This is a genomic window from Nonomuraea sp. NPDC049421, assembly GCF_040677005.1.
Lineage (GTDB): Bacteria > Actinomycetota > Actinomycetes > Streptosporangiales > Streptosporangiaceae > Nonomuraea > Nonomuraea salmonea.
Map to the genome: position 1 here is coordinate 85,577 of NZ_JBFAQA010000006.1, position 21,436 is coordinate 107,012.

A 21,436-nucleotide genomic window follows, 5' to 3' on the forward strand; every position below is an offset into this window, starting at 1 on the left:
CGCCGAGGTCGTGATGTGGCTCGTCCCGGTCGTGGTGCTGATCGGGGTGGCACTCCTCGTCACCGCCTGAACCACCGGCGAGTCCCCTCAGGAGATCCAGGCAGGCTCAGGAGAGTTTCACGACGCCCAGGCCAGCAGCGGCCCTCCTTGTCTGAGCCGCTTGAGCGCCTGTTTCTCCAGTTGCCTGATGCGTTCCCTGGTCAGGCCCAGATGCGCGGCGATCGCGGTGTAGCTCTGGGCCTGCTCGCCGCTCAGCCCGTACCTCAGGTTGATCACGAACGCCTCGCGCGGCGGCAGCGACGTGACCACCTGGCGCAGCTCGGCGCTGAGCGCGCGGCGCTCGGTCAGCTCCTGCACCTCGAGCCCGTCCTCGTCGGCGATCATGTCGCCCATCCTGCTCTCGCCGTGCTCGCCGACGGGCAGGTCGAGGCTCACGGTCTCCTGGCCCAGCCGGCGTAACGTGGCCACCTGCGCGGGCGTGCGTTCCGCCGCCGCGCTCAGCTCGGCGTCCGTCGGCTCCCTGCCCAGCTCGGTGGCCAGGCGCCGCTCGACGCGCAGCAGCCGCGACAGCTCCTCGGCGACGTGGGTCGGCAGGCGTACGGTGCGGCTCTTGTCGTGGATGCCGCGCTCGATGGCCTGCTTGATCCACCACATCCCGTACGTCGAGAACTTGAAGCCCCGCCGGTAGTCGAACTTCTCCACCGCCCTGATCAGCCCCAGGTTGCCCTCCTGGATGACGTCGAGCAGCGGCAGCCCCCGGTAGGAGTAGCGCCTGGCGACCGCCACCACCAGCCGCAGGTTCGACCTGATCAGCTTCTCCTTGGCGCGCCGCCCGTCAAGGACGATGTGGTCGAGCTCGGGCGTGCCGGCGCCGCGCTCGATGAGATGGCCCGCGTACAGGCCGGCCTCGATCCGCCGGGCGAGGTCGACCTCGTCGTCAGCGGAGAGCAAGGGGGTCTTGCCGATCTGCTCGAGGTACGTGCCGAGCAGGTCGGGCTCTTCTGCCGCCATGAACGGGCACTACCCGGTAAACGGCGGCGAATTCCCTGCTTCGTTGAGTTCGGCGATGGCCAGCTCGGCCGTGCTGCGGATGTCGAAGAACTTGTCGAGCGCGGTGATCGCGAACAGGTGCTTGCACCGGCCGTTGAGGCCGGACAGCAGCAGCCGCCCGCCGGAGGCGGTGACCGCTTTGTGCAGGTAGACCAGCACCGACAGGCCGGAGGAGTCGCAGACGCTCACGGCCTGCATGTCGATGACGAGCAGCGGCGGCTGGGTGAGATCGAGGGCCTTGGTCACGCGGTCTCGGACCTCGGCGGCGGAGCCGAAGTCGAAGTCCCCCGTCAACCGTGCGATGACGCAGGGTCCTTGGAGTCCGAGGCTTATCGACAAGGCCTGCTCCGAAGTCACCCAGTTCCACCTACCCGCGTCGCTCTCCCGATCCAACCACTCTATGAGAAGTAGCGCTTCGGGTTGAACACCAGCATCTGCTCAATCTGGTCGTCGGTCACACCCGAGTCCAGCAGTGCGGCCAAGACATCGTCGTGAATGTGATCGTAGCGCCAGTTGGGCGCGACCGCGTCGCGGGTCTCGTCCCAGGGCCCGCCGAAGTAGTCCATGAAGCAGGCCGTGTCGTGGCTGAGGACCATGCGGTCGGCGTAGCCGCGGGCGGCGAGCGCGGCGATCGTGGCCACCCGCTGCGGGGTCGGGTTGTAGAGGTCGAGGCCGAAACGGTCCATGCCGAGGACGGCGCCGGTGTCGGCGAGGCGCATGAGGTAGTCGAGGTCGTTGCTGTCGCCGGCGTGCCCGATGACCACCTTGGTCAGGTCGACGCCCTCCTTGCCGAACAGGTCGAGCGCGAGCAGCCCGCTCTGGGTGAAGGAGTTGGTGTGCACGGTGATCGGCGCGCCCGTGCGCAGGTGGGCCTGGGCCACGGCCTTGCAGATGCGCTCGACGCCCGGCGTGAGCCCCTTGGCCTCGACCACGCACTTGAGGAAGGCCGCCTTGACGCCGGTGCCGGCGATGCCCTCGGTCAGGTCGCGCACGAAGTCGTCGATCATGGGGTCGGGGCAGTCGATGAGCAGGCCGGGGCCGCGGTGCTCGTACTGGTGGGGCACCTCGTCGTAGGAGTAGAGGCCGGTGGCGGCGATGATGTTCAGCTCGGGCACCTGGTCGGCGACGCGCTTGACGCGCGGGATGTAGCGGCCGAGCCCCCACACGGTCGGGTCGACGATCGTCCGCACGCCCTTGGCCGCCACCGCGCGCAGCTTGGTGACCGCGTCCGCCACCCTGGTCTCCTCGTCCCACCAGGCGCCCGCGCCGTAGTTGTCCACGTGCTCGGTGGCGAGCACGAAGACGTGGTCGTGCATCAGCGTCTGACCCATCGTGTTGACATCGACGGGACCGCGTAGGGTTTCGACAGTGGGCATGCGCGCCTCCATACCAGGTGGTCGGTTGCGCGCAAACCTAAGCCGGACAGTCAAGATCGTCAAACGCCGCTGCGCGGGAACAACGGGCGCGGTTGCGCCAGCCGTTCACCGCCGACCGCCGCGGCCACGCGGCGGGCCGCCGTCGGCAGGAACGGCTCCAGCTGATCGGCCAGCTCCCTGCACGCTCCGACCAGCCGGCCCAGCGACACCTCCTGCCGGGCGCGCGGCTGCGCCCACGGCCTGGCGGTCTCGACGTACCGGTTGGCCTCCTCGACGATGCGCCACACCTCGATCGCCGCCCGGCGGTAGTCGAAGTCCGCGAGCGCCGCGTCCACCGAGACCTCGGCCAGCGGTTCGTCCTGCGGCGGTACGTGGCCGTCGAGGAAGCGGTGCACCATGGTGGCGACCCGGCTGACCAGGTTGCCGAGGCCGTTGGCGAGATCCTCGTCGGCCCGCGCGCGCAGCCGTTCCTCGGTGAAGTCCACGTCGCCCACGCGCGGCACCTCGCGCAGCAGCCACCACCGCACCGCGTCCACCCCGTACGCCGCCACCAGCTCCGCCGGATCGGCCGTCCCGCCCGCCGACTTGCTGATCTTGCGACCGCCGGCCGTGATGTAGTCGTGCACGAAGACGGCGGTGGGCAGCGGCCGCCCGGCCGACAGCAGCATGGCCGGCCAGTGGACCGCGTGGAACCGGATCACGCCCTTGCCCACGATGTGCACCTTGTCCTGCTCGCGCACCCACCACCGCTCGTACGCGCCGGGCTCGTCCAGCGCCGTGACGTAGTTGGCCAGCGCGTCCCACCACACGTAGATCACCTGATCGGGGTCGCCGGGCACGGGGATGCCCCAGCCGCGGGCGCGGGCCGCCGAGCGCGAGACGCTGATGTCGGACAGCCCGGCCGCCACGAACGCCAGCACCTCGTTGCGCCGGGCCGCCGGCTCGACGCGCAGCCGCCCGCTGCCGATGAGGTCGAGCAGCGCGTCCTGGTAGCGGGAGAGCCGGAAGAACCAGTTCTGCTCCGAGACCGTCTGCAGCGGCCCTGGATGCCCGTCGGGACAGGGGCCCTCCTGGTAGAACTGCTCGCAGCCCGCGCAGTAGAGCCCCTCGTAGTGCCGCTGGTAGAGGTCATGTGCGATCTCCTTCCAGATCCGCTCGACGCCGGCGCGGTGCGCGGGGTGCGCGCTGGTCCTGATGAAGGCGTCGAACGACACGTCGAGCGGCCCGCGCAGCGCCTCGAACGCGGCGGCGTTGCGATCGACCAGCTCGCGCACCGGCACGCCCGCCGTCTCCGCGGCCAGCACGTTCTTCAGCGAGTTGTCGTCGCTGCCGGTCTGGAACCGTACGGGCGCGCCGCGCCGCCTGTGGTGCCTGGCCAGCACGTCGGCCTGGACGAGCTCCAGCGCGTGGCCGAGGTGCGGCCTGGCGTTGACGTAGGGGATGGTGGTCGTGACGTACATCGGATGCCTCCCGAAGGGGCCCCGGACATGAAGAGAGGCCCCGGCTAGCAGGGCCTCAACGTGGACGTGCCGGTGAAACCCCCTAAGGGGCCATCATTCGGCGGCACGTCGCGATCATGCCGACACTATACGTCGTCTCACCCGTCCTTGCGGGGGCCCGGGACGACCAGCACGGGCCGGTGCGCGTGGTGCAGCACCCGGTCGGACGTGCTGCCCAGCAGCAGCGAGCGCACCCCGCCCAGCCCTCTGGTGCCGGTCACGATGAGCGAGGCGTCCAGCTCCTCCGCCACGTCCACGATGGTCGACCAGACGGCCACGGAGTCCACGTCGCAGCGCGGGGTGGCGTCCAGCCCCGCTTCCCTGGCCAGTTCGGCGCCCTGCATGGCCAGCTCGCTCATCGCCTGCCCGATCGCCTCGTCCTCGGCTCCCGCCTGGTCGATCGTCACCATGAGCCCGGCCGACGCGCGGGCCGAGGTCATCGCCAGCCGCTCCCACACGGTCAGCACCACGGCGTGCTCCCCCGGGAACATCCGGCCCGCGAACTCGATGGCGGCCTTGGCGTCGTCGGATCCGTCGTACGCGATCAAAATCGTCATCTCCTTCCTCTTCCCGGGGTGTGGCTTTCACGCCTAACTATTTGATCTAGGCGAGGGCCGGCACGCAACGGGCGGAGGCCCGCAGCATCGTCAGACCGGCCAAGGCCAGCACGCCCAGTTCGGTGACGACCACCACGCGCTGGGTCAGCCCGGCGGGGATGTCGTCGTTGGACAGCGGGATGCCGAACATGCGCACCACGTACGGGACCACGACCAGCAGCAGCGCGCCGACGGCGACCGCGCTGAGCACGCGCAACGCCTTCGCGTAGCGGACCCGCGCCTTGGCCAGCAGCAGCCCGGCGAGCGGCATCATGACGAAAGCGGCGAACGCGGCATAGCGGTGGATGCCCCCCGACATCGACAGCGGCAGCCCCGGCCGGTCGGTCGGGAACGCGCCCACCAGGAACATGCTCGCGCCCCAGCCCAGCAGCAGCAGGACGACCCAGCGGTTCGCACCGGCCCGGCGCAGCGCCTCCGCGATCAGCGCGGAGCCCACGGCGAACAGGGTCAGCGCGGCGGGCAGCAGCCAGCCGGCCGACTGCCAGACGTATTCACTGATCACGGCGTGCATCGGGTCCAGGTTCGAGGCGGCGTGCAGCGTGAGCATCGCGCCGCTGCCGGCGCCGATGGCCGCGAATCCACTGACGAGCAATCCCTTCATGCCTTCAAAGCTCGTGGAAAGCGGCTTTTCCGAACATCGGAGATCGGCCCGAACTCGCCCTGAAGGATCCCCTAATACCTTGGGTTGAGCTGCCCCTGGCCGTGACCGTTGAGCTGGCGTTTCGTGACCCTGGGTAGGGCCGGCCCCCTCAGGGTGCGGGTGGGCGTCCCCACGCCCTGGCGGGGGTCAGGAGGCGGTGTCGAAGTACGCGCGTACAGTGGTGGCGCCCGGGCGGGTGTGGACGCGTACGAGGTCGCTGAGCAGGTTGACGATCAGCAGGCCGCGCGAGCCCGCCTGGCGCGGATCGACCGGGCGGCGGCCCACCAGCGGATCGGTGATGTGCCCGCGGTCGCTGACCTCGAACACCAGCCGCCCGTCGGCCTGCCACACGCGCAGCAGCCCGGCGCCGCCGCCGTGGTCGAGGCTGTTGGCGCCCAGTTCGGCGACGGTGAGCCTGATGTCGTCGAGCCGGTCGCCGGTGAACCCGCGGGCGGCGGCCTCGCGGGCGGCCAGGGCCCGCGCGGCCGACAGGTTGGAGCCGTCGAAGTGCAGCGAGACGCAGCTCCCTGGCTCGTCGAACGGCCGGTTGTGGCCCTCGACGACCTGCTCGGGCGCGTAGTCGGCGCTCGTCCACGACCCCGATGCGTCGCGCAGCACGGGGTGGGTGCGCGCGGCCTCGCCGATGATCTCGTCGCTCAGCGCGCGCACGTCGTACGGGCACATGATCGTCGCGGGCCTCCCCGCGAACGACAGGTTGATCAGTGCCTCGTGCTGCGCGCAGGCGGCGTACTCGTCGCGCGTGCGCTCCGGCCAGATCGGCTCGCCGATGATCCGCACGTGGCGGCCGGGATGCCGGTCGGCGAAGCCGCGCAGCACGGCGGGGATGATGCGGCCGGGGTTGCGCCCCGCCTCGGTCATGTCGAGCATGAGCACGTCGCGGGCGGCGGCGCCGAGCGAGCCCTCGATGAGCGCGAGCCTGGCGCCGGGGACGGCCACCGCGACGGGGTCGCCCGCGGCCAGGCCGTCGGCCACGAAGGCCGTGGTGGCAGCCACATATTCCCCATCACTCCGATAGAGCAGTGCGGGATGGTGGAACGGGTCTGCCGGCATCAGCCACAGGCTACCTAAGGTTGGTGTCTTCAAAGCCATCCGATGGGTACCTATTGGGTGTGAAGAGAGTCCAGGTGATTCAGCGCCCCCGTCCAGGACACCGTCCGTTGCCCCTCGATCTCCGCACCCCTTCAGGGCGGCAACTCCCCTTCTGAGTCAACCGAACCTATGCTCAGGACATGTCGGAAATGCGGATGCGCGTCTCGGATGAGGACCGCGAGCAGACCGCCCAGCGGCTGCAACGCGCGTTCTCCGAGGGCCGCCTCACCCACCCCGAGCTCGACGAGCGGCTCGAACGCGCGCTCACCGCGAAGACGTACGCCGACCTGCTGGCCCTGATCGACGACCTGCCCGCGGACGAACCGCGGGTCGGCGACGTCGTGGAGCTCCAGCAGGCCAACGGCGCCGTCAAGCGCTCAGGCGACTGGGCGGTGCCCCGCCGCCTGCGGGCCGGCAGCAAGTACGGCGCCGTCGACCTCGACTTCTCCGGTGCCGTGATTCCGCACCAGGTGGTGGAGATCGAGCTCGACCTCCAGTACGGCAACGCCAGAATCACCGTGCCCGAGGGGGCGGTGGCGAACATCGACGGCTTCCAGAGCACCTGGGGCGCCACGCGGACCGACGACGTGCCGAGCAGGCCGCGGCCAGGCGCCCTCTACTTCGTGATCACCGGCCGGGCGAAGTACGGCGGGCTCACCGTGCGCTATCCGCGCAGGCGCTGGTTCACCCACTGATGGAAGAGCGAGATGTGGTGCTCGCTGGGCACGAGCACGCCGCCGTCCCGGTAGGCCCGTGACGACATGCCGGGCTGGGTGCGCTCGCACGCGTCGAAGTCCTGCTCGTTGACCCGGTGGAACAGCTCGACCGACAGCGACACGTCGGCGCCCGACGCGACCACGTCCGGGTGGTAGAGCCAGTCGCACTCGACGACCGTCCTGTCCACCGCCAGCGGGAACATGCGGTGCAGGATCACGTGGTCGGGCACCAGGTTGACGAAGACCTGCGGCTTGACGGTGATCGCGTAATAGCGGCGGTCCTGCTCCTGCGCCACGTCCGGCAGCTTGCCGAAGCCGGGGCTGCCGTCCACGGTGAACCCCGCGGCCCGCTCGGAGAACTCGGCGCCGTGGCCCACGTAGTACTGCGCCGCGTAGCCGCCGGCGAACTCCGGCAGCACGGCGGTCAGCTCCGGGTGGATGGTGGCGCAGTGGTAGCACTCCATGAAGTTCTCGACCAGGAGCTTCCAGTTGGCCTTGACGTCGTAGACGATGCGGCGGCCGAGCGCGAGGTCCTCGACGTGGTAGCGCTCGATGGCGGCGGGGTCGCCGAGTCGCTCGGTGGCGGCCCGGGTCACGGTCTCCTCGAACGCGGGCGGCTCGGCGGCCAGGCACACCCAGGCGTAGCCGAGCCACTCGCGCAGGTGCACGGGGACCATGCCGTACGCGACCCGGTCGATGTCGGGCATCCTGGCCAGGTTGGGGGCGGCGGCGAGCCGGCCGTCCAGGTCGTAGGCCCAGGCGTGGTAGGCGCACCTGATCGTCCGCTTGACCTCGCCGGCCTCCTCCAGACACAGGCGCGCCCCGCGGTGCCGGCAGACGTTGAGGAAGGCGCGCACCTGCTCGTCGCGCCCGCGTACGATGATGACGCTCTCCCGGCCCACCTGAACGGTCCTGAACGCGCCCGGCTTCGCCAGATCCGCCGACCTGACGGCGCAGAACCAGAGGTTCTCGAAGATCTTCTCCTGCTCCTCGGCGAACGCCTCAGGATCGGTGTAGGCGCTGCCTGGGAGCGTGGAGATCAGGCTGGACGTGATGGTCAACCGGCACCGCCCTTGTTGCGCATTACGCACCGAGTTGCTCTATATGCGACATAGTCGGGCGGCCTCAGGGGGCTGTCAAGAGGTAGTTGCTGTAGCGGCGCAACAACAGTGTGTAGATGCGGGTCATAAGGCCGTCGGGCAGCAGTCCGGCGATCGGCCGCTGCATGTCGGTGGCCTCCGTGGCGGCCAGCCTGGCGGGTCTGCGCACCACCTTCGACCTGGCTTTCTCGTACGCCCGCAGGTCCCCGATCGACCGGCTGAGCAGCCAGGCGTCCTCCAGCGCCTGATTGGCGCCCTGGGCCATGGTGGGCGGCATCGTGTGGGCGGCGTCACCGGCCAGCGTGGTCGGCCCCCTCCCCCAGACCTTGGGGATCGGCTGGCGGTGGTGGGGGAAGAAGTCGATGTCCGCGATCGAGGCCAGCACCTTCGGCACCGGGTCGGCCCACTCCCCGAACCGCTCCCGCAGCCGCTCCACCACCTGCGGGTCGCCGGCCCAGAACGGCCGCCCCGGCGCCGACCTGACGTCGAACCACCACAACAACCGCCCCCTGCCCGCCGGGATGAGCCCGCACAGCCCGTGCCTGCCCGCGATCATCACCGCCCTGCCGGACTCGGTCAGCAGGGTCGGCTCGGTGGTGAACCCCTGCCAGGTGACCCACGGGCTCAGCGTGGCCGCGTCGGCGCCCCACAGGGCCGAGCGCACCGCCGAACGGCGGCCGTCGGCGCCCACCAGCACGTCGCCGCGTACCGTGCGGCCGTCGGACAGCCGTACCTCGGCCCGTTCCGGCACCACGTGCTCGGCGCGGGCGCCGTACGTCACCGGCACGCCGTCGGCCAGCAGCTCCACCAGCTCGCTGCGGGCGACGTGGACGACGGGGTGGCCGAAGCGGCGCTCGGGGACGGTCAGGTCGAGGGTGAGCAGGCGGCGGCCGTCGGGGGCCCACGACTCCAGCGTCTCCAGGCGGCGGCCGACGCCGGCCCAGTCCACCTTGAGCTCCTCCAGGATGGCCGTGCTGCCGGGCCAGAGCGAGACGGAGCCGCCGGCGGTGCGCGGCTCGGGCGACTCCTCGTACACCTCGACGTCGTGACCCTTGCGCAGCAACCCCCTGGCCAGGGCGAGCCCCGCGACCCCTGCCCCGATGACGACTACTCTCATAACGACCCCTGAATAGTGAGACGCTCAATATCGGATACCTGGAGTATCACAATGCCTGCGCGCGGTCGTAAACCCGACCCCTCGGTTGATCACCGCATCAGGCAGGCCGCTGCCACGCTGGTGCTCACCCACGGCCTCGACTTCACCATGGACGACGTCGCCGCCGCGGCAGGCGTCGGCAGGGCGAGCGTGTTCCGCCGATACGGCGGCAAACGGGCCATGCTCCTCGAAACCCTCGGCGCCCTCATGGACGTCCACGTCGCCGTCCCCGACACCGGCACGCTCGCCGGCGACCTGCGCGTGGTGGTCGCCGACACGATCGCGCTGTGGCTGCGCCCCGAGGTGTCGCGCCTGGCCAGGCAGGTGTACGCCGAAGCGGGGCGCGACCCGGCGATCGCGGACGTCGTCCGCACCTCCATGCGCACCCGCATGGAGCGGTCGTGGGTCGTGTACGAGCGGGCGATCGCACGCGGCGAGCTGCGGCCCGACGCGGACCTGTGGATGCTGACTGACATGTTCGTCGGTTTCATCACATATCGGGGGATTTTCGAGCTCCCGCTACCCGAACCGGACGAGATCGTGCGGGCTTTGCTGCACGGCTTTACGCTGGGTTGATACGGGTGGTGTTAGTGGGGTGCAAGTGACGATCAAGCGATCGCCCATAAGGTGCTTTTCGTAAGTTGAACCAACGAAGGGCACGTACATGACTCCCCCTCGTCGCCTCGCCGCTGTGGCCGCGACGCTCACTCTTGCCGCGCTCACCACCGCTTGTGGCGCGTTCGGCCAGGCCGTCGACTGCAACTCCGCGGCCCAGGAGGCCACCACGATCGTCACCGAGTGGAGCTCGGCGATCAGCGCGAGCGCGACCGACAAGGACGCGATCGGTGAGGCCTCCAAGACGGCGGCCACCAAGACCAAGGAGCTGGCCGGCAAGTACGACGGCGAGGTCGGCGCCGCGCTGACCGACCTGGCCGACGGGTTCGCCTCGATCGAGGGCGGCGACCTGTCCAAGGCCAGCGAGTTCACCGGCAAGGTCAGCGGGTTCCAGAGCAAGATCGTCTCGGCCTGCTCCTAGCAGACTCGCGGTCGCCGTGAACACCTGTGGGGGACAGGTGCTCCGGCGGCCGCGTCCCGGCCCTGCCCGGAGGGCGGTGTGACGCCACGGGGGCATCCACCACCCACCCTCCACCCCAGGCCTGGGAAAAGCCCGCCACCAAGGTGGCGGGCTTCGCCGTTTCCACCCACCGCAAGGCGCAGACCCCACCACCCCAACCGGCCTCCCTGCACGGGACTCCCGGCACAGCCGACCCCACCGAGCACCACGCCCGACCAGCCCACCCCTCCCCACCCAAAGGACACCCGCCACCACCAACGCGAGCCCCGCTACGAGGCGCGGAGAGCGAGGGCGTGGGTGTAGGCGTGATCGAAGCCGTCGAGGACCGCTTCCCAGGAGCCCACCCCTCCCCACCCAAAGGACACCCGCCACCACCAACGCGAGCCCCGCTACGAGACGCGGAGAGCGAGGGCGTGGGTGTAGGCGTGATCGAAGCCGTCGAGGACCGCTTCCCAGGAGCCCACCCCTCCCCACCCAAAGGACACCCGCCACCACCAACGCGAGCCCCGCTACGAGACGCGGAGAGCGAGGGCGTGGGTGTAGGCGTGGTCGAAGCCGTCGAGGACCGCTTCCCAGGAGCCGGCGGTCGGCGGGGTGGTCCGGTTGTGGGCGGCGATCGCCACCCGCAACTCGGGGTCGCGGCACAGGCGGGCGACCGCCCTGGCCAGGTCGCCCAGCGTGCGGCCCAGCAGGCCCTCGACGCCGTCCTTGACGAAGTCGGCGACGCCGCTCTGCGCCCGCGCCACCACCGGCAGCCCGGCCGTGCGCGCCTCGAGGGCGGCGATGCCGAACGACTCGCGGGGCGCCGGCGCCACGAACACGTCTGCCGACTCCAGCACCTTGGCGATCTGCTCCCGGGTGTAGCGACCAGGCAGGGACACCCAGGACGCCATGCCGTGGCGCTCCAGAAAGCGCTCCATCTGCCCCCGTGCCGGCCCGTCGCCGACGATCGTGGCCCGCATGGGGATGTGGGCGGGCACGTGGGACCGGGCCGCCAGCAACAGCTTCAGCAGGCGTACCGGCTGCTTGCGCGGAGCCAGCCGTCCGACGGCGACCACGTGCACGTCGGGCCGGGAGCCGGGCGCGCCGGACGGCGGCGCCCAGCCGGACAGGTCGAGCCCGTTGGAGACGACGCGGACCGGCACCAGCGGCCCGGCCACCGCGCGGATCGGGGCGGCCGCGGCGTTGCTGACCGTGGTGGCCACCAGCCGCCACCGCTCCCACCCGTACGCCAGCCGGAGCAGCCGGTAGAGCGCCCGCGTCACGGGATCCCACATGCTGTGCACGGTCACCACGCACGGCACACCGGCGCGATGCGCGGCCCGCACCCCCATCCACGCGAACGGCGACACCGCCCCCGCGTGCACGTGGACGACGTCGGGACGCGCCGAGGTGATGCGCCGCGTGAGATGCCCCACCCCGAACGGGTGGACGGGCAGGTCGAACGGCATCGGGGCGACGATCCTGTGCACACCGGGCAGCGGCTCTCCCCTGGTCGCCGTGGCCACCGACACCTCGTGCCCGGCCTCCCGCTGCACGCGCACGAGATCGGCGACCTGGACCTCGATCCCCCCGAGTCGCGGCAGGTAACAGTCACTCACGTGAAAGATCCGCACCCCTCCCAGACTAATCTGGGCCTGTGCCTCCACGTACCGCTGTGTTCTTCCATGCCCACCCCGACGACGAGGCCCTGCTGACGGCGGGCACCATGGCGATGCTCGCGGCCGAAGGACACCGCGTGGTGCTCGTGGTGGCCACCGCGGGCGAGCGCGGCCTGGCCGAGATGGAGCCGGGCGACGAGCTGGGCGAGACCCGGCTCAAGGAGCTGTACGAGTCGGCCGCGCTGCTGGGCTGCGCCCGCGTCGAGTGCCTCGGCTACGGCGACTCGGGCCTGAGCCCGCAGGGCGGCGTCGCCGACGAGCGCCCCGACAACGCCTTCATCGACGCCGACACCGAGGAGGCCGCCAAGGCGCTGGCCGCGATCCTCCAGGAGGAGAGGGCCGACCTGCTGACCATCTACGACCCGGCGGGCGGCTACGGGCACCCCGACCACGTGCAGGTGCACCGGGTGGGCAGGCGGGCGGCGAAGATCGCGGGCACGGAGATCGTCCTGGAGGCGACGGTCAACCGCGACCCGCTGGTGCGGCTGCTGAAGCTGGCGGGGAAGGTCTACCGGTTCCCGCCGGAGTTCGACGTCCGCACGTTCGAGAGCGCGTACTCACCGGGCGAGGCCATCACCCACCGCGTCAACGTCCGCCGCTACGCCCGCCAGAAGCGGGCCTCCATGGCCGCGCACGCCTCGCAGGCCAGCGGCGGCGACAGCGACCGCACGCTCGCCGTGATGCTCAAGGTCCCGGGCCCGCTCTACCGCTTCGTCTTCGGCACCGAGTGGTACGTCCGCCGCGACCTGCCGCCGGGAGCCCGCCTGCGTCATCCCTTCGACGGGTGGCCCGCTTGATACCTCCGCCTCATACTCGGGGGTGACGCGCGGCCCGCCGCCAACCGGCAGACTGGACCCCGATGAAGAACAAGTGGCTGCAGATCGCCTTGTCCGTGCTCTCGCTCGGCCTGGCCGTGCTGCTCGTGGTCTACCTGCCGGAGATCGTCCGGGCGCTGACCGGCAAGCCGGTCTCGTGGAGCGAGATCGGGGCGCTGTTCGCCACCCTCGGCGGCGGCGAGATCGCGCTGATGACGGCGCTGTGGCTGCTCAGCCTGCTGTCCTACACGTTCGTGCTGACCAGCTCGCTGCCGGGGCTCAACAACCTCCAGGGCCTGACGCTCAACGCGGCGGGCAGCGCGGTGAGCAACCTGCTGCCGTTCGGCGGGGCGGTGGGCGTGGCGCTGTCGTTCGCGATGACGAAGGGCTGGGGGTTCACCAGCCGGGCGTTCGTGGTGATGACGCTGGTCAGCGGCATCTGGAACACGTTGTTCAGGTTCGTCCTGCCGGCCGTCGGCATCATCGCGCTGCTCGCCGCGGGCAAGGCGCCCAACTCCACCGTCGCCAACGCGGGCTGGACGGGCGCGATCTCCATCCTCGTGCTGTGCCTGGTCGTGGCCGCGGCCCTCTACTGGAACCGCGCCGCGCAGGTGCTCGGCAGGGCGCTCGACGGCGTCACCCGGTTGCTGCGGCTGAAGGTGCACGCCTCTGAGGCGTTCCACCGGCTGCGCGCCGACACCGCGGGCGTCGTACGCACCCGGTGGCCTGGGCTGTCGCTCGGCATGGTGTTCTTCCTCGGCTTCCAGTGGGCGATCATGGCGGCCTGCATGTCGGCCACCGGCGCCTGGCCCGGTCTCGCCGAGTCGATCGCCGTCTTCGCGCTGTCGCGGGTGCTGACCAGCGCCCTGATCACGCCGAGCGGCGCCGGGATCATGGAGAGCGGGGTGGCCGCGCTCCTCATCGCCTTCGGCGTGGGCGCCACGCCCGCCATCGCCACCGCACTGCTTTTCGGCTTCTGGACTTACACTATCGAGATCCCGTTCGGCGGCCTGGCTCTCGGCGCCTGGGCACTGCTGCGCAGGCGCGGCGGCCGGGACGCCGGCGCGGAGCCCCCGTCCGCGATCTCGAAGGCCACCTAGTGACAATCCCAAACCCATCGCGTGCTAATCGACCACGGCCCTTGTGCGTGATTCGTAGGCCCGCATAGCGTGGCGGCTGACATGGTGGCGTTCCGAGTTCTGGGGCCAGTCGAGGCGTACGAACACGACGACGAACTCGACCTCGGCGGGTTGCGACAGCGGGCCGTCCTGGCCCGCCTGCTCGTGGCCAGAGGTCAGGTCGTGCCCGTTGACACACTTCTTTACGATCTGTGGGACGACGACGCGGCAAAGGGCGCGCAGTCGGGCCTGCAGGTCTACATCTCGCGCCTGCGCAGGGTGCTGGAGCCGGGCCGCCCGCGCGGCGGCCCCAACCGGCTGCTGGTGACGGTCGCGTCCGGCTACGCGCTGCGCGTGGCGTCCGACCAGGTCGACGCGCTCAGGTTCGAGCAGCTCGTCCGCGCGGCCGGCGAGCATCTCGAAGAGGGCGATCCACAGGCCGCCAGAGGCCGCCTGGAGAAGGCGCTCGGGCTGTGGCGCGGCACCCCCTACTCCGACTTCGCCGACCAGGCGTGGGCGGAGGCCGAGGTCAACCGGCTGACCGAGCTGCGCCTGGTCTCCCGCGAGCGCCACGCCGACACGGGGCTGCGGCTCGGGCTGCACGCCGAGACCGTCCCCGACCTCGAGGCGCTCACCACCGAGCATCCGCTGCGCGAGGAGGGCTGGCGGCTGCTGGCGCTCGGCCTCTACCGCTGCGGCCGGCAGGGCGACGCGCTGGCGGCGCTGCGCAGGGCGCGCAACATCCTGGCCGACGAGCTGGGCATCGACCCCGGCCCCGCGCTGCGCAAGCTCGAGTCCGACATCCTGGCCCAGTCGCCCGAGCTCGACCTCGCCCTGCCCGCCCGCGCCGCCAGGCCCGCCGCGCCCGTCACCGACACCTGGCCGCCGCGGCCCGCCGCCCACATCGAGCCGCCGCCGCTGGAGCCCGAGCCGTTCGTCGGCCGCGACGCCGAGCTGGCCAGGCTCACCACCGCGGCATCGCGCACCGGCAGGTTCCAGGTCGCGGTCGTCACCGGTGTGGCGGGTGCGGGCAAGACGACGCTGCTGCGCCAGCTCGAAGGCAGGCTCGCCGCCGACGGCTGGACCACCGCGTCGGGCGCCTGCCCCGACTCCAGCGCCACCCCGCCGGGCTGGGCGTGGGTGGAGATCCTGCGCACGCTCATCGACACGACCGGCGCGGGCGAATACGCGCAACTGCTCGCGCCGCTGCTCGACGACGCCGCCCCCGACCCCGACGAGGACGAGGCGTCCGGCGGGTTCCGGCTGCACCGCGCGGTCGGCGGCTACCTCGCCGGCGTGGCGCGGCGCGGGCCCGTGCTGCTGACGCTCGAAGACCTCCACTGGGCCGACGACCAGACGCTCGCGCTGCTGCGCGCGCTGCCCAGCCTGCTCGCGACCAGCCGGGTGCTGCTGGTGGTGACGTGCAGGGAGAGCGAGCTCGACGACCGCCAGTCCGACGTGCTGGCCGCGCTGGCCAGGCTCGGTCCCGTACGCGTCGGCCTGTCCGGGCTCGACCCGAAGGCCGTGGCCGAGCTGGTCAAGGCCACCTGCGTACGCGAGATCGACGAGGACGCGGTCGAGTCCATCGTCGAGCGCACCGGCGGCAACCCTTTCTTCGTCCGCGAGACCGTGCGCCTGCTCGACTCCGAGGGCGCGGCCGACCGCGCCAGCGCCACCGAAGTGCTCTCCCAGGTGCCGTCCGGCGTACGCGACGTGCTGCGGCGGCGCATCTCGCGGCTGCCCTCGGGCGCGCAGCAGATCCTGCTGCAGGCAGCGGTCATCGGCCGCGACGTCGACCTCGACGTGCTGATCGCGGTGGCCGGCGACGAGGACGCGGTCATCGAGGCCGTCGAGGCGGCGCTGCTGGCCGGTCTGGTGACCGAGCCCGGTCCCGGGCTGCTGCGCTTCGACCACGACCTCGTCCGCGACACGATCTACTCCGACGCCTCGCGGCTGCGCCGCACCCGCCTGCACGCGGCGGTGGCGGCGGTCATCGAGCGGCACACGCCGTCCGACGTGGCGGCGCTGGCCCACCACTACTTCCTGGCCGACGCGGCCGGCAAGGCCGTCCACTACGCGGGCCTGGCCGCCGAGCAGGCCGAGCGGCGCTTCGCCCACCGCGAGGCGGCCACGCTGTGGGAGCAGGCGATCGCCGCGTTCGACCGCTCGCGCGCCGACGACCAGGGCAAGCAGGCGCCCGAGCGGGCCAAGGAGCGGCTGCACCTGATGCTGCGGCAGATCAGGGCGCTCGCGCTGTGCGGCGACATGCACGCGGCGCGGCTGCTGCGCCGCCAGGCCATGGACGCCGCGCTGCCGCTGGGCGACCTCGAGATCACCGCGAAGGTGGCGGCGTCGCTGGCCGTGCCGCACAAGGGCATGGCGCGCGACTTCACCCGTACGGCGTGGGAGATCGTCGACGTCACCGAGAAGGCGCTCATAGAGCTGCCGGCCGGTGAGCAGCGGCTGCGCGCCAGCCTGCTGACCACGCTGGCCCTTGAGCTGGAGGGCTCCTCCTCGCCCGAGCGGGGCAGGCAGGCCTCGCTGGAGGCGCTGGAGCTGGCCCGGCAGAGCGGCGACCCCGCGCTGATCGCGGCGGCGCTGAGCGGGCGGCTGCGGCAGTCGTACGACATCCCGGCCGTCGACTCGCGCGAGAGCATCGGGCGCGAGCTGCTGGAGGTGGCGCAGCGCTCGGGGCAGATGGCCACGCAGGCGCTGGCCCACCTGGTGCTGCTGGAGTGCGCGGCGGCCAGGGGCGAGTTCGCCGCGGCCGACGAGCACGCGGCGTCGGCCGACCAGCTCGCCAAGCAGTACGACCTGTCCGCGCCCGCCGCCGTCGTCGTCTGGTACGCCGGGCAGCGGCTGATGATCTCCGGCGACTACGAGGGCGCCGAGCGGGCCTACCGTGACGCGGCCCGGATGACCGAGCGGGCCGGCATGCTGGAGGGCCGCCAGGACCTGCCGCTGATCACCACGTTCTGCCTGCACCTGGTGGCCGGGCGGGCGGCCGAGATGGTCGCGCCGCTGGCCGAGGCGCACCAGCGGGGCGCCAAGTGGACGCTCGACGCGTACGCGCTGGCCCTGGCCTCCGCCGGGCGGCTCGACGACGCCAGGGCCGTGGCCGCCACCCGGCCTCCCGTGCGGCCCGACTTCCTCTACGAGCTGGTCATGACCTGGCGGGCGCTGGCCGGCATGCTGCTCGACGACCGCGAGCGGATGGTCGACTGCTACGACAAGCTCAAGCCGTTCGCCGACCGGGTGGCGGGCGCCGGCACCGGCGTGGTCGCGCTGTGGCCGGTGGCGCTGACGCTCGGCGACCTGGCGATCCGCCTGGGGCAGCCCGACGCGGCCCGGCAGCACTACGAGAAGGCGCTGGAGGTCGCCGAGCGCATCGGCGTGCCGCGCTGGGTCGACGCGGCCCGGCAGTCGGTCAGCAGCTCACTTCGAAACGGGGGCTCTTGACGGCCTCGGCGCCCTGGGCCGACAGCTCGACCCGATACCAGCCCGGGGTGCCGTTGACCTCGGCGCGCCACTCGACGGTCCTGCCTGCCGTGGCGAAGCCGTCGTGGTCCGACAGGTAGGTGCGCCAGGTCTTGGTGGCGGGGCTGTAGCGGGCCAGCTTCCAGCGGTAGAGGACGGTGCCGTCGGGGTCGGGGTTGGCGAGGAAGGTGCGGGCCACGTACGACCTGGCGCAGCCTTCCGCGGGCAGGGCGCTCACCGTGAGGGCGCCGGGCTCCCCCGCGATGCCGCCGGCCAGCTGCTCGGAGGCGGGCATGGCGCGGGCGGCCAGGGAGATCGGGGCAGGCTCGGCGGCCTTCGGCGGCTCGGTCGTGCCGGCGTTACTGTAGGCGGAGAAGCCGACATACGCGCTGGTGAACGCCAGAGCGGCCACGAACAGCTTCGCGGCGTTCGACGTTCCGCTGGTCAGGACGGTTGCGCTTCTCGTCGGCATGGTCAACACCCCTTTTGTTCACTCATAGAGTGAGACCGGGTGGTTGAGTAGCGGTTGTCGGTGAGTTGCACCCGTTGCGCGCTGCTTGCAACCCGGTATGGCACCGGCCGGTGGCGTGAATTAAGGTAAGGCTGGCCTAAGGATTTCGGAGGGGGTGGGCCCGGACATGTGGTACCTGGCGATGGCCGTCCCCGCTCCCACTGACCCGTTCTGGTTTGAACTTCCGTACTGGCTGGTCGGAGCCATCCTCATCGTCGCCCTGTTCGGCGCGTTCCAGGTCTACTACTGGGTCGGCCGGAGGCTCGGCGAGAAGCTGTACGAGTCGCGCGTCGGCGTCAAGCTCGGCCGCGACCGCATCGCGAAGATCGAGAGCGTCGTCGAGCGCTGGGGCGCGCTCGCCGTCTACGGCTGCTTCTGGGTGCCGATGCTGCGCCACACGCTGCCCTGGGTGGCAGGGGCGCTGCGCGTCTCCTACCCCTGGTACGTCGTGGCCAGCGCGCTCGGCTGCCTGACCTGGGCGCCTTTGTGGTGGTTCGGGCTGACCGCCGTCGTGTGGGGGTGGCTGGAGCTGGCGGCGCGGTCGCCCATCACGGCGGCCGTCGTCGCGGTGGTGGCCGTCGCCGGGGTGGCCTGGTTCATGATCCGCCGCCGGCGCCGCCGCGCCGCCGACGACCAGCCCTTGGTGGCCCAGGACTCGTGACCGCCCGCTAAGCGGCAGGACTCGTGTCCGGCCGCTACCCGGTAGCGGCCGGACGCGTCGTACGGTCCTCGATCGTCGCCTCCGGGGCGTTCCTGCGGAGGGTCTCGATGCCGTTTACGCATGCCACTTTGCTGGGGTATCCCTCCCCCACCGCCAGGGTCTGCCCGTTGTTCGCGACGAGTGCGAACCGGTATCCGCCCTGCTCATCCTCCGTGATGACGAACTTTCCCGCCATGGCCACCGCCCCCCGCCATATCGGATCTATGAAGGATTTACCCCCATCTGAGGGCGACGCGTGGCCTGGTTAGGCAAACGAATCCTTGATCTCCTGTCACCATGATTGTCATGCGTATTGGGGGTTTGATCAGCTCTGCGGTGGTCGCGCTGGTTGTCGGGTTCGGCAGCACTCCGGCCCAGGCCGCTAACGCGCCCGCCGTCAAGGCGAAAGAGGCGTACATCGTCGATTCAGCAGGAACGGTCCACCTCGGCAAGCGGGAGACCAGGCGGGTGCCGGTGGCCAGCCTGGTCAAGGTCATGACGGCGTACGTCGTGCTGCGCGAGGCCGACCTCAGCGACGTCATCACGATCAGCGCCGCCGACGTCAAGTACGCCGCCAAGGGCGGCGCCGCGACCGCCGGGCTGCGCAAGGGCGAGCGGTTCACGGTCAGGGATCTGCTGTACGCGCTCATGCTGCCCTCGGGCGCCGACGCGGCCAACGCCCTGGCCCGCCACTACGGCCCCGGCAAGACGGCCTTCATCGCCAAGATGAACCGCACCGCCCGCTCGCTCGGCCTCACCGACACCCGCTACACGAACGCCGACGGCATGCCCACTCCCGCCAACGGCGGCTACTCCACCGCCGCCGACCAGGCCAAGCTGGCGCAGTACGCGCTACGCAGCAGCATCTTCACGACCGTCGTCGGCGCCAAGGTGCACAAGGTGTCCAAGACCGCCGTGCACCGGGCGCACACCTGGCGCAACACCAACAAGCTCCTGTCGCGGGCGGACGGGGTGCTGGGCGTCAAGACCGGGTACACGAACGCGGCCGGCTACTGCCTGCTGTTCGCGGGCGAGCGCAACGGCCTGCAGATCGTCGGCGTCCTGCTCGGCGACCAGAACGAGCGCCGCTTCTCGACGGCGGAGAAACTCCTGGACTACGCCGGCGAACAGGTCGCCTTCGGCTGACCGGCCGACACCATCACGAGGCTTTCGGCCGACCGGCTACGGGTCGGCGGCCGAAGGTGCCTGCGGGCGCTTCGGCGGATCGGCGGGCGCCCGCTGGGGCCGGTCAGTCGAAGGTGATGGTGCCGTGGCCGGGGTAGGCGTGCAGGCCGCTGGCGGCGCAGCCGAGGATGGCGGTGGGCGGTGCGATGCCGCCCCTGGCCCGCCGCCCGGCCAGCCAGCCCGTACGCACGGTGCCGGTGAGCAGCGTGTCGGCCGGGTGCCTGGCCACCAGGCGGTCGGCCTTGATGCCCAGCTTCGAGGTGCCCGCCGGGCGTCCCGTGGCGCCGAACCAGGTGATCCTGGCGGTGCCGCGTACCCGGCGGGCGGTGGCGCAGGACGCCTGGGCGGTGGCCTTGACGTTCACCCAGCCCGACCGCAGGAACGTGGCCGAGCCGTCGGGCGAGGTGCACCCGGTGAATTCCAGATAGCCGCGCGCCGAGGTGCGCCGCGTCGTCAGCCCCACCCGAGGCGTGAACGTCAGCGGCCGCCCCGACGGCGTCGACACGGCACAGGTCAGCGCCCCGCTCATGGCCCTTCCCTCCGGCCGCCGGGCCACCCCGGCCCCCGACGCCTCCCCGAACACCGCTCCCAGGGAGCGGCCGAGCGCCGCCCCGAAGTCCGCCCCCGCGGACCGGCCGACCGCCGCCCCGAACGCCGGCCCGAACCCCCGTCCCGCCGAGAACCCGAACGCCGGCCCGCCCGGGGCCCCGGCGGTGGCCGGCCAGAAGGGCGCCGCCAGCCGGAAAGGCGCCGCCCCGCTCTCCGCGGAACCGTAAGGGGACGCCGTCGTGGCGTGTGACGGCGGGGCCAGCAACCCCGTGGCGACGGTGAGCGTGATGATCCAAGCCCCGTTCATGGACCCTCCGGCCTGCGCGATGACGCACCTACGGTAATCGAACGATTACAGTGTGCCTCATCGACCGCGCCGTCCGCCCTGGTCTGCGGCCGGACGCCCCGCCACGACGCCGCTGTACGTTTTCCGATGGATTCGGCCCGCCGTCCTTCGCCGAGTAGGGTGAGCCACACACCCCTCCCTAAGGACACCCTGATGGCGGAATTCTTCGAGGTCCGCACTCTGATCGAGGGTCACGAGGCGGCGGCCGAGCTGGCGCACGGCATCCTGCTCGCCGGGCTGGCCACCTCGATCGACATCGCCGAGGTCCCGCACCCGTCCGCGGACGACGCGACGACCTGGCAGCTCACCCTCGTCACGACCGGGCAGCAGGTGCCCGCGCTCGAACGTCACATGCGGAGCATCGGGGCGCGCCACCCCATCGACCGCGAGCCGATCGCCCACGACTTCAACGGCTATCCCGACTGGCTGACCGACGACAACCAGTGACGGGGGCTCACCGCCGCCGCTGAAAGGTCTTGGCGCCCGTACGCTGGACCGCGGCCCTGACCACCCCGAACACGGCTCCCTGCACGGCGGCGGCGACGAGCACCTCGGTCCAGCCCCGGCTCAGGTCCTCGGCATCGGGCGCCTCGTCCTCCCCCGACACCATCGCCCAGGCCCGCCTGAACAACGCAGCGGCCACCGCCCCGCTCACCAGGCTCATCCCCAGCGCTGTGACTTTCTCCACGGGCTGCATCACCACTCCTTACGCTGACGTGGCGTATGCCCGTGCCC

General features: G+C 71.5%; 23 protein-coding genes. 9 read left to right on the forward strand and 14 right to left on the reverse strand.

Annotated features, from left to right (window positions below):
• Positions 1-117 precede the first annotated feature (117 nt).
• The 7 genes from AB0K18_RS12495 to AB0K18_RS12525 form a co-directional block, all read right to left on the reverse strand.
• Positions 118-1,011: a sigma-70 family RNA polymerase sigma factor gene (locus AB0K18_RS12495; RefSeq protein WP_364913825.1), complete on the reverse strand. Its 894-nt coding sequence runs from the start codon at positions 1,009-1,011 to the stop codon at positions 118-120.
• Between the two features lie 9 nt (positions 1,012-1,020).
• Positions 1,021-1,407: an STAS domain-containing protein gene (locus AB0K18_RS12500; protein WP_169789150.1), complete on the reverse strand. Its 387-nt coding sequence runs from the start codon at positions 1,405-1,407 to the stop codon at positions 1,021-1,023.
• A gap of 41 nt (positions 1,408-1,448) precedes the next feature.
• Positions 1,449-2,426, reverse strand: coding sequence for a phosphotriesterase-related protein (locus tag AB0K18_RS12505; RefSeq protein WP_364913828.1), 978 nt, complete (start codon positions 2,424-2,426; stop codon positions 1,449-1,451).
• A 59-nt stretch (positions 2,427-2,485) separates the two neighbouring features.
• On the reverse strand, positions 2,486-3,886 hold the full coding sequence (gene metG / locus AB0K18_RS12510) for a methionine--tRNA ligase (RefSeq protein WP_364913831.1): 1,401 nt from the start codon (positions 3,884-3,886) through the stop codon (positions 2,486-2,488).
• 137 nt (positions 3,887-4,023) lie between these two features.
• Complete coding sequence (locus AB0K18_RS12515) at positions 4,024-4,482, reverse strand: universal stress protein (RefSeq protein WP_345388735.1); 459 nt, start codon at positions 4,480-4,482, stop codon at positions 4,024-4,026.
• Between the two features lie 46 nt (positions 4,483-4,528).
• A complete protein-coding gene (locus tag AB0K18_RS12520) occupies positions 4,529-5,143 on the reverse strand; it encodes a DUF998 domain-containing protein (protein ID WP_364913834.1) in 615 nt (204 codons plus the stop codon).
• Positions 5,144-5,329: 186 nt separating this feature from the next.
• Positions 5,330-6,253 carry an anti-sigma factor RsbA family regulatory protein gene (locus AB0K18_RS12525; protein ID WP_364913837.1) on the reverse strand — a complete coding sequence of 308 codons (924 nt, stop codon included), beginning with the start codon at positions 6,251-6,253 and terminating at the stop codon, positions 5,330-5,332.
• 179 nt (positions 6,254-6,432) lie between these two features.
• Between AB0K18_RS12525 and AB0K18_RS12530 the strand changes: the two genes are divergently transcribed.
• Positions 6,433-6,987 (forward strand): DUF1707 domain-containing protein, encoded by a 555-nt coding sequence (locus tag AB0K18_RS12530; RefSeq protein WP_364913840.1) that lies wholly within the window; start codon positions 6,433-6,435, stop codon positions 6,985-6,987.
• Here AB0K18_RS12530 and AB0K18_RS12535 read toward each other — a convergent pair.
• On the reverse strand, positions 6,957-8,069 hold the full coding sequence (locus AB0K18_RS12535; RefSeq protein WP_364913842.1) for an aromatic ring-hydroxylating dioxygenase subunit alpha: 1,113 nt from the start codon (positions 8,067-8,069) through the stop codon (positions 6,957-6,959). The two genes, AB0K18_RS12530 and AB0K18_RS12535, sit on opposite strands and share 31 nt — an antisense overlap.
• Before the next feature lie 64 nt (positions 8,070-8,133).
• Positions 8,134-9,225, reverse strand: a complete 1,092-nt coding sequence (locus AB0K18_RS12540) for an NAD(P)/FAD-dependent oxidoreductase (protein ID WP_364913845.1) — start codon at positions 9,223-9,225, stop codon at positions 8,134-8,136.
• 51 nt (positions 9,226-9,276) lie between these two features.
• Here AB0K18_RS12540 and AB0K18_RS12545 point away from each other — a divergent pair, with 51 nt between their 5' ends.
• A complete protein-coding gene (locus AB0K18_RS12545; RefSeq protein ID WP_364913848.1) occupies positions 9,277-9,840 on the forward strand; it encodes a TetR-like C-terminal domain-containing protein in 564 nt (187 codons plus the stop codon).
• An 88-nt stretch (positions 9,841-9,928) separates the two neighbouring features.
• The gene (locus tag AB0K18_RS12550; RefSeq protein ID WP_345388751.1) at positions 9,929-10,300 is read left to right on the forward strand and encodes a hypothetical protein; all 372 of its coding nucleotides are present in this window, start codon (positions 9,929-9,931) and stop codon (positions 10,298-10,300) included.
• Positions 10,301-10,848: 548 nt separating this feature from the next.
• Here AB0K18_RS12550 and AB0K18_RS12555 read toward each other — a convergent pair.
• Complete coding sequence (locus tag AB0K18_RS12555; RefSeq protein ID WP_364913852.1) at positions 10,849-11,940, reverse strand: glycosyltransferase; 1,092 nt, start codon at positions 11,938-11,940, stop codon at positions 10,849-10,851.
• A gap of 38 nt (positions 11,941-11,978) precedes the next feature.
• Here AB0K18_RS12555 and AB0K18_RS12560 point away from each other — a divergent pair, with 38 nt between their 5' ends.
• The 3 genes from AB0K18_RS12560 to AB0K18_RS12570 all read left to right on the forward strand — a co-directional run bounded on the left by AB0K18_RS12560 (position 11,979) and on the right by AB0K18_RS12570 (position 17,392).
• The gene (locus tag AB0K18_RS12560; protein WP_355418650.1) at positions 11,979-12,797 is read left to right on the forward strand and encodes a PIG-L family deacetylase; all 819 of its coding nucleotides are present in this window, start codon (positions 11,979-11,981) and stop codon (positions 12,795-12,797) included.
• A gap of 62 nt (positions 12,798-12,859) precedes the next feature.
• On the forward strand, positions 12,860-13,915 hold the full coding sequence (locus tag AB0K18_RS12565; RefSeq protein ID WP_364913856.1) for a lysylphosphatidylglycerol synthase domain-containing protein: 1,056 nt from the start codon (positions 12,860-12,862) through the stop codon (positions 13,913-13,915).
• Positions 13,916-13,996: 81 nt separating this feature from the next.
• On the forward strand, positions 13,997-17,392 hold the full coding sequence (locus tag AB0K18_RS12570) for a BTAD domain-containing putative transcriptional regulator (protein WP_364913859.1): 3,396 nt from the start codon (positions 13,997-13,999) through the stop codon (positions 17,390-17,392).
• Here the strand turns inward: AB0K18_RS12570 and AB0K18_RS12575 are convergent.
• Positions 17,361-17,882: a hypothetical protein gene (locus tag AB0K18_RS12575; protein WP_364913861.1), complete on the reverse strand. Its 522-nt coding sequence runs from the start codon at positions 17,880-17,882 to the stop codon at positions 17,361-17,363. The genes AB0K18_RS12570 and AB0K18_RS12575 overlap by 32 nt on opposite strands.
• A 154-nt stretch (positions 17,883-18,036) precedes the next feature.
• Between AB0K18_RS12575 and AB0K18_RS12580 the strand changes: the two genes are divergently transcribed.
• Positions 18,037-18,582 carry a VTT domain-containing protein gene (locus AB0K18_RS12580; protein ID WP_364913864.1) on the forward strand — a complete coding sequence of 182 codons (546 nt, stop codon included), beginning with the start codon at positions 18,037-18,039 and terminating at the stop codon, positions 18,580-18,582.
• 34 nt (positions 18,583-18,616) lie between these two features.
• Here AB0K18_RS12580 and AB0K18_RS12585 read toward each other — a convergent pair whose 3' ends face one another.
• The gene (locus AB0K18_RS12585; protein WP_364913867.1) at positions 18,617-18,817 is read right to left on the reverse strand and encodes a DUF1508 domain-containing protein; all 201 of its coding nucleotides are present in this window, start codon (positions 18,815-18,817) and stop codon (positions 18,617-18,619) included.
• A gap of 110 nt (positions 18,818-18,927) precedes the next feature.
• Here AB0K18_RS12585 and AB0K18_RS12590 point away from each other — a divergent pair, with 110 nt between their 5' ends.
• On the forward strand, positions 18,928-19,767 hold the full coding sequence (locus AB0K18_RS12590) for a serine hydrolase (RefSeq protein WP_364913869.1): 840 nt from the start codon (positions 18,928-18,930) through the stop codon (positions 19,765-19,767).
• Positions 19,768-19,870: 103 nt separating this feature from the next.
• On the opposite strand, the gene AB0K18_RS12595 is transcribed toward AB0K18_RS12590, so the two are convergent.
• Positions 19,871-20,662, reverse strand: coding sequence for a hypothetical protein (locus AB0K18_RS12595; protein WP_364913872.1), 792 nt, complete (start codon positions 20,660-20,662; stop codon positions 19,871-19,873).
• 192 nt (positions 20,663-20,854) lie between these two features.
• Between AB0K18_RS12595 and AB0K18_RS12600 the strand changes: the two genes are divergently transcribed.
• Positions 20,855-21,148 carry a hypothetical protein gene (locus tag AB0K18_RS12600; protein ID WP_364913875.1) on the forward strand — a complete coding sequence of 98 codons (294 nt, stop codon included), beginning with the start codon at positions 20,855-20,857 and terminating at the stop codon, positions 21,146-21,148.
• Between the two features lie 7 nt (positions 21,149-21,155).
• On the opposite strand, the gene AB0K18_RS12605 is transcribed toward AB0K18_RS12600, so the two are convergent.
• Positions 21,156-21,398: a DUF4235 domain-containing protein gene (locus AB0K18_RS12605; protein ID WP_364913878.1), complete on the reverse strand. Its 243-nt coding sequence runs from the start codon at positions 21,396-21,398 to the stop codon at positions 21,156-21,158.
• Positions 21,399-21,436: the final 38 nt, after the last annotated feature.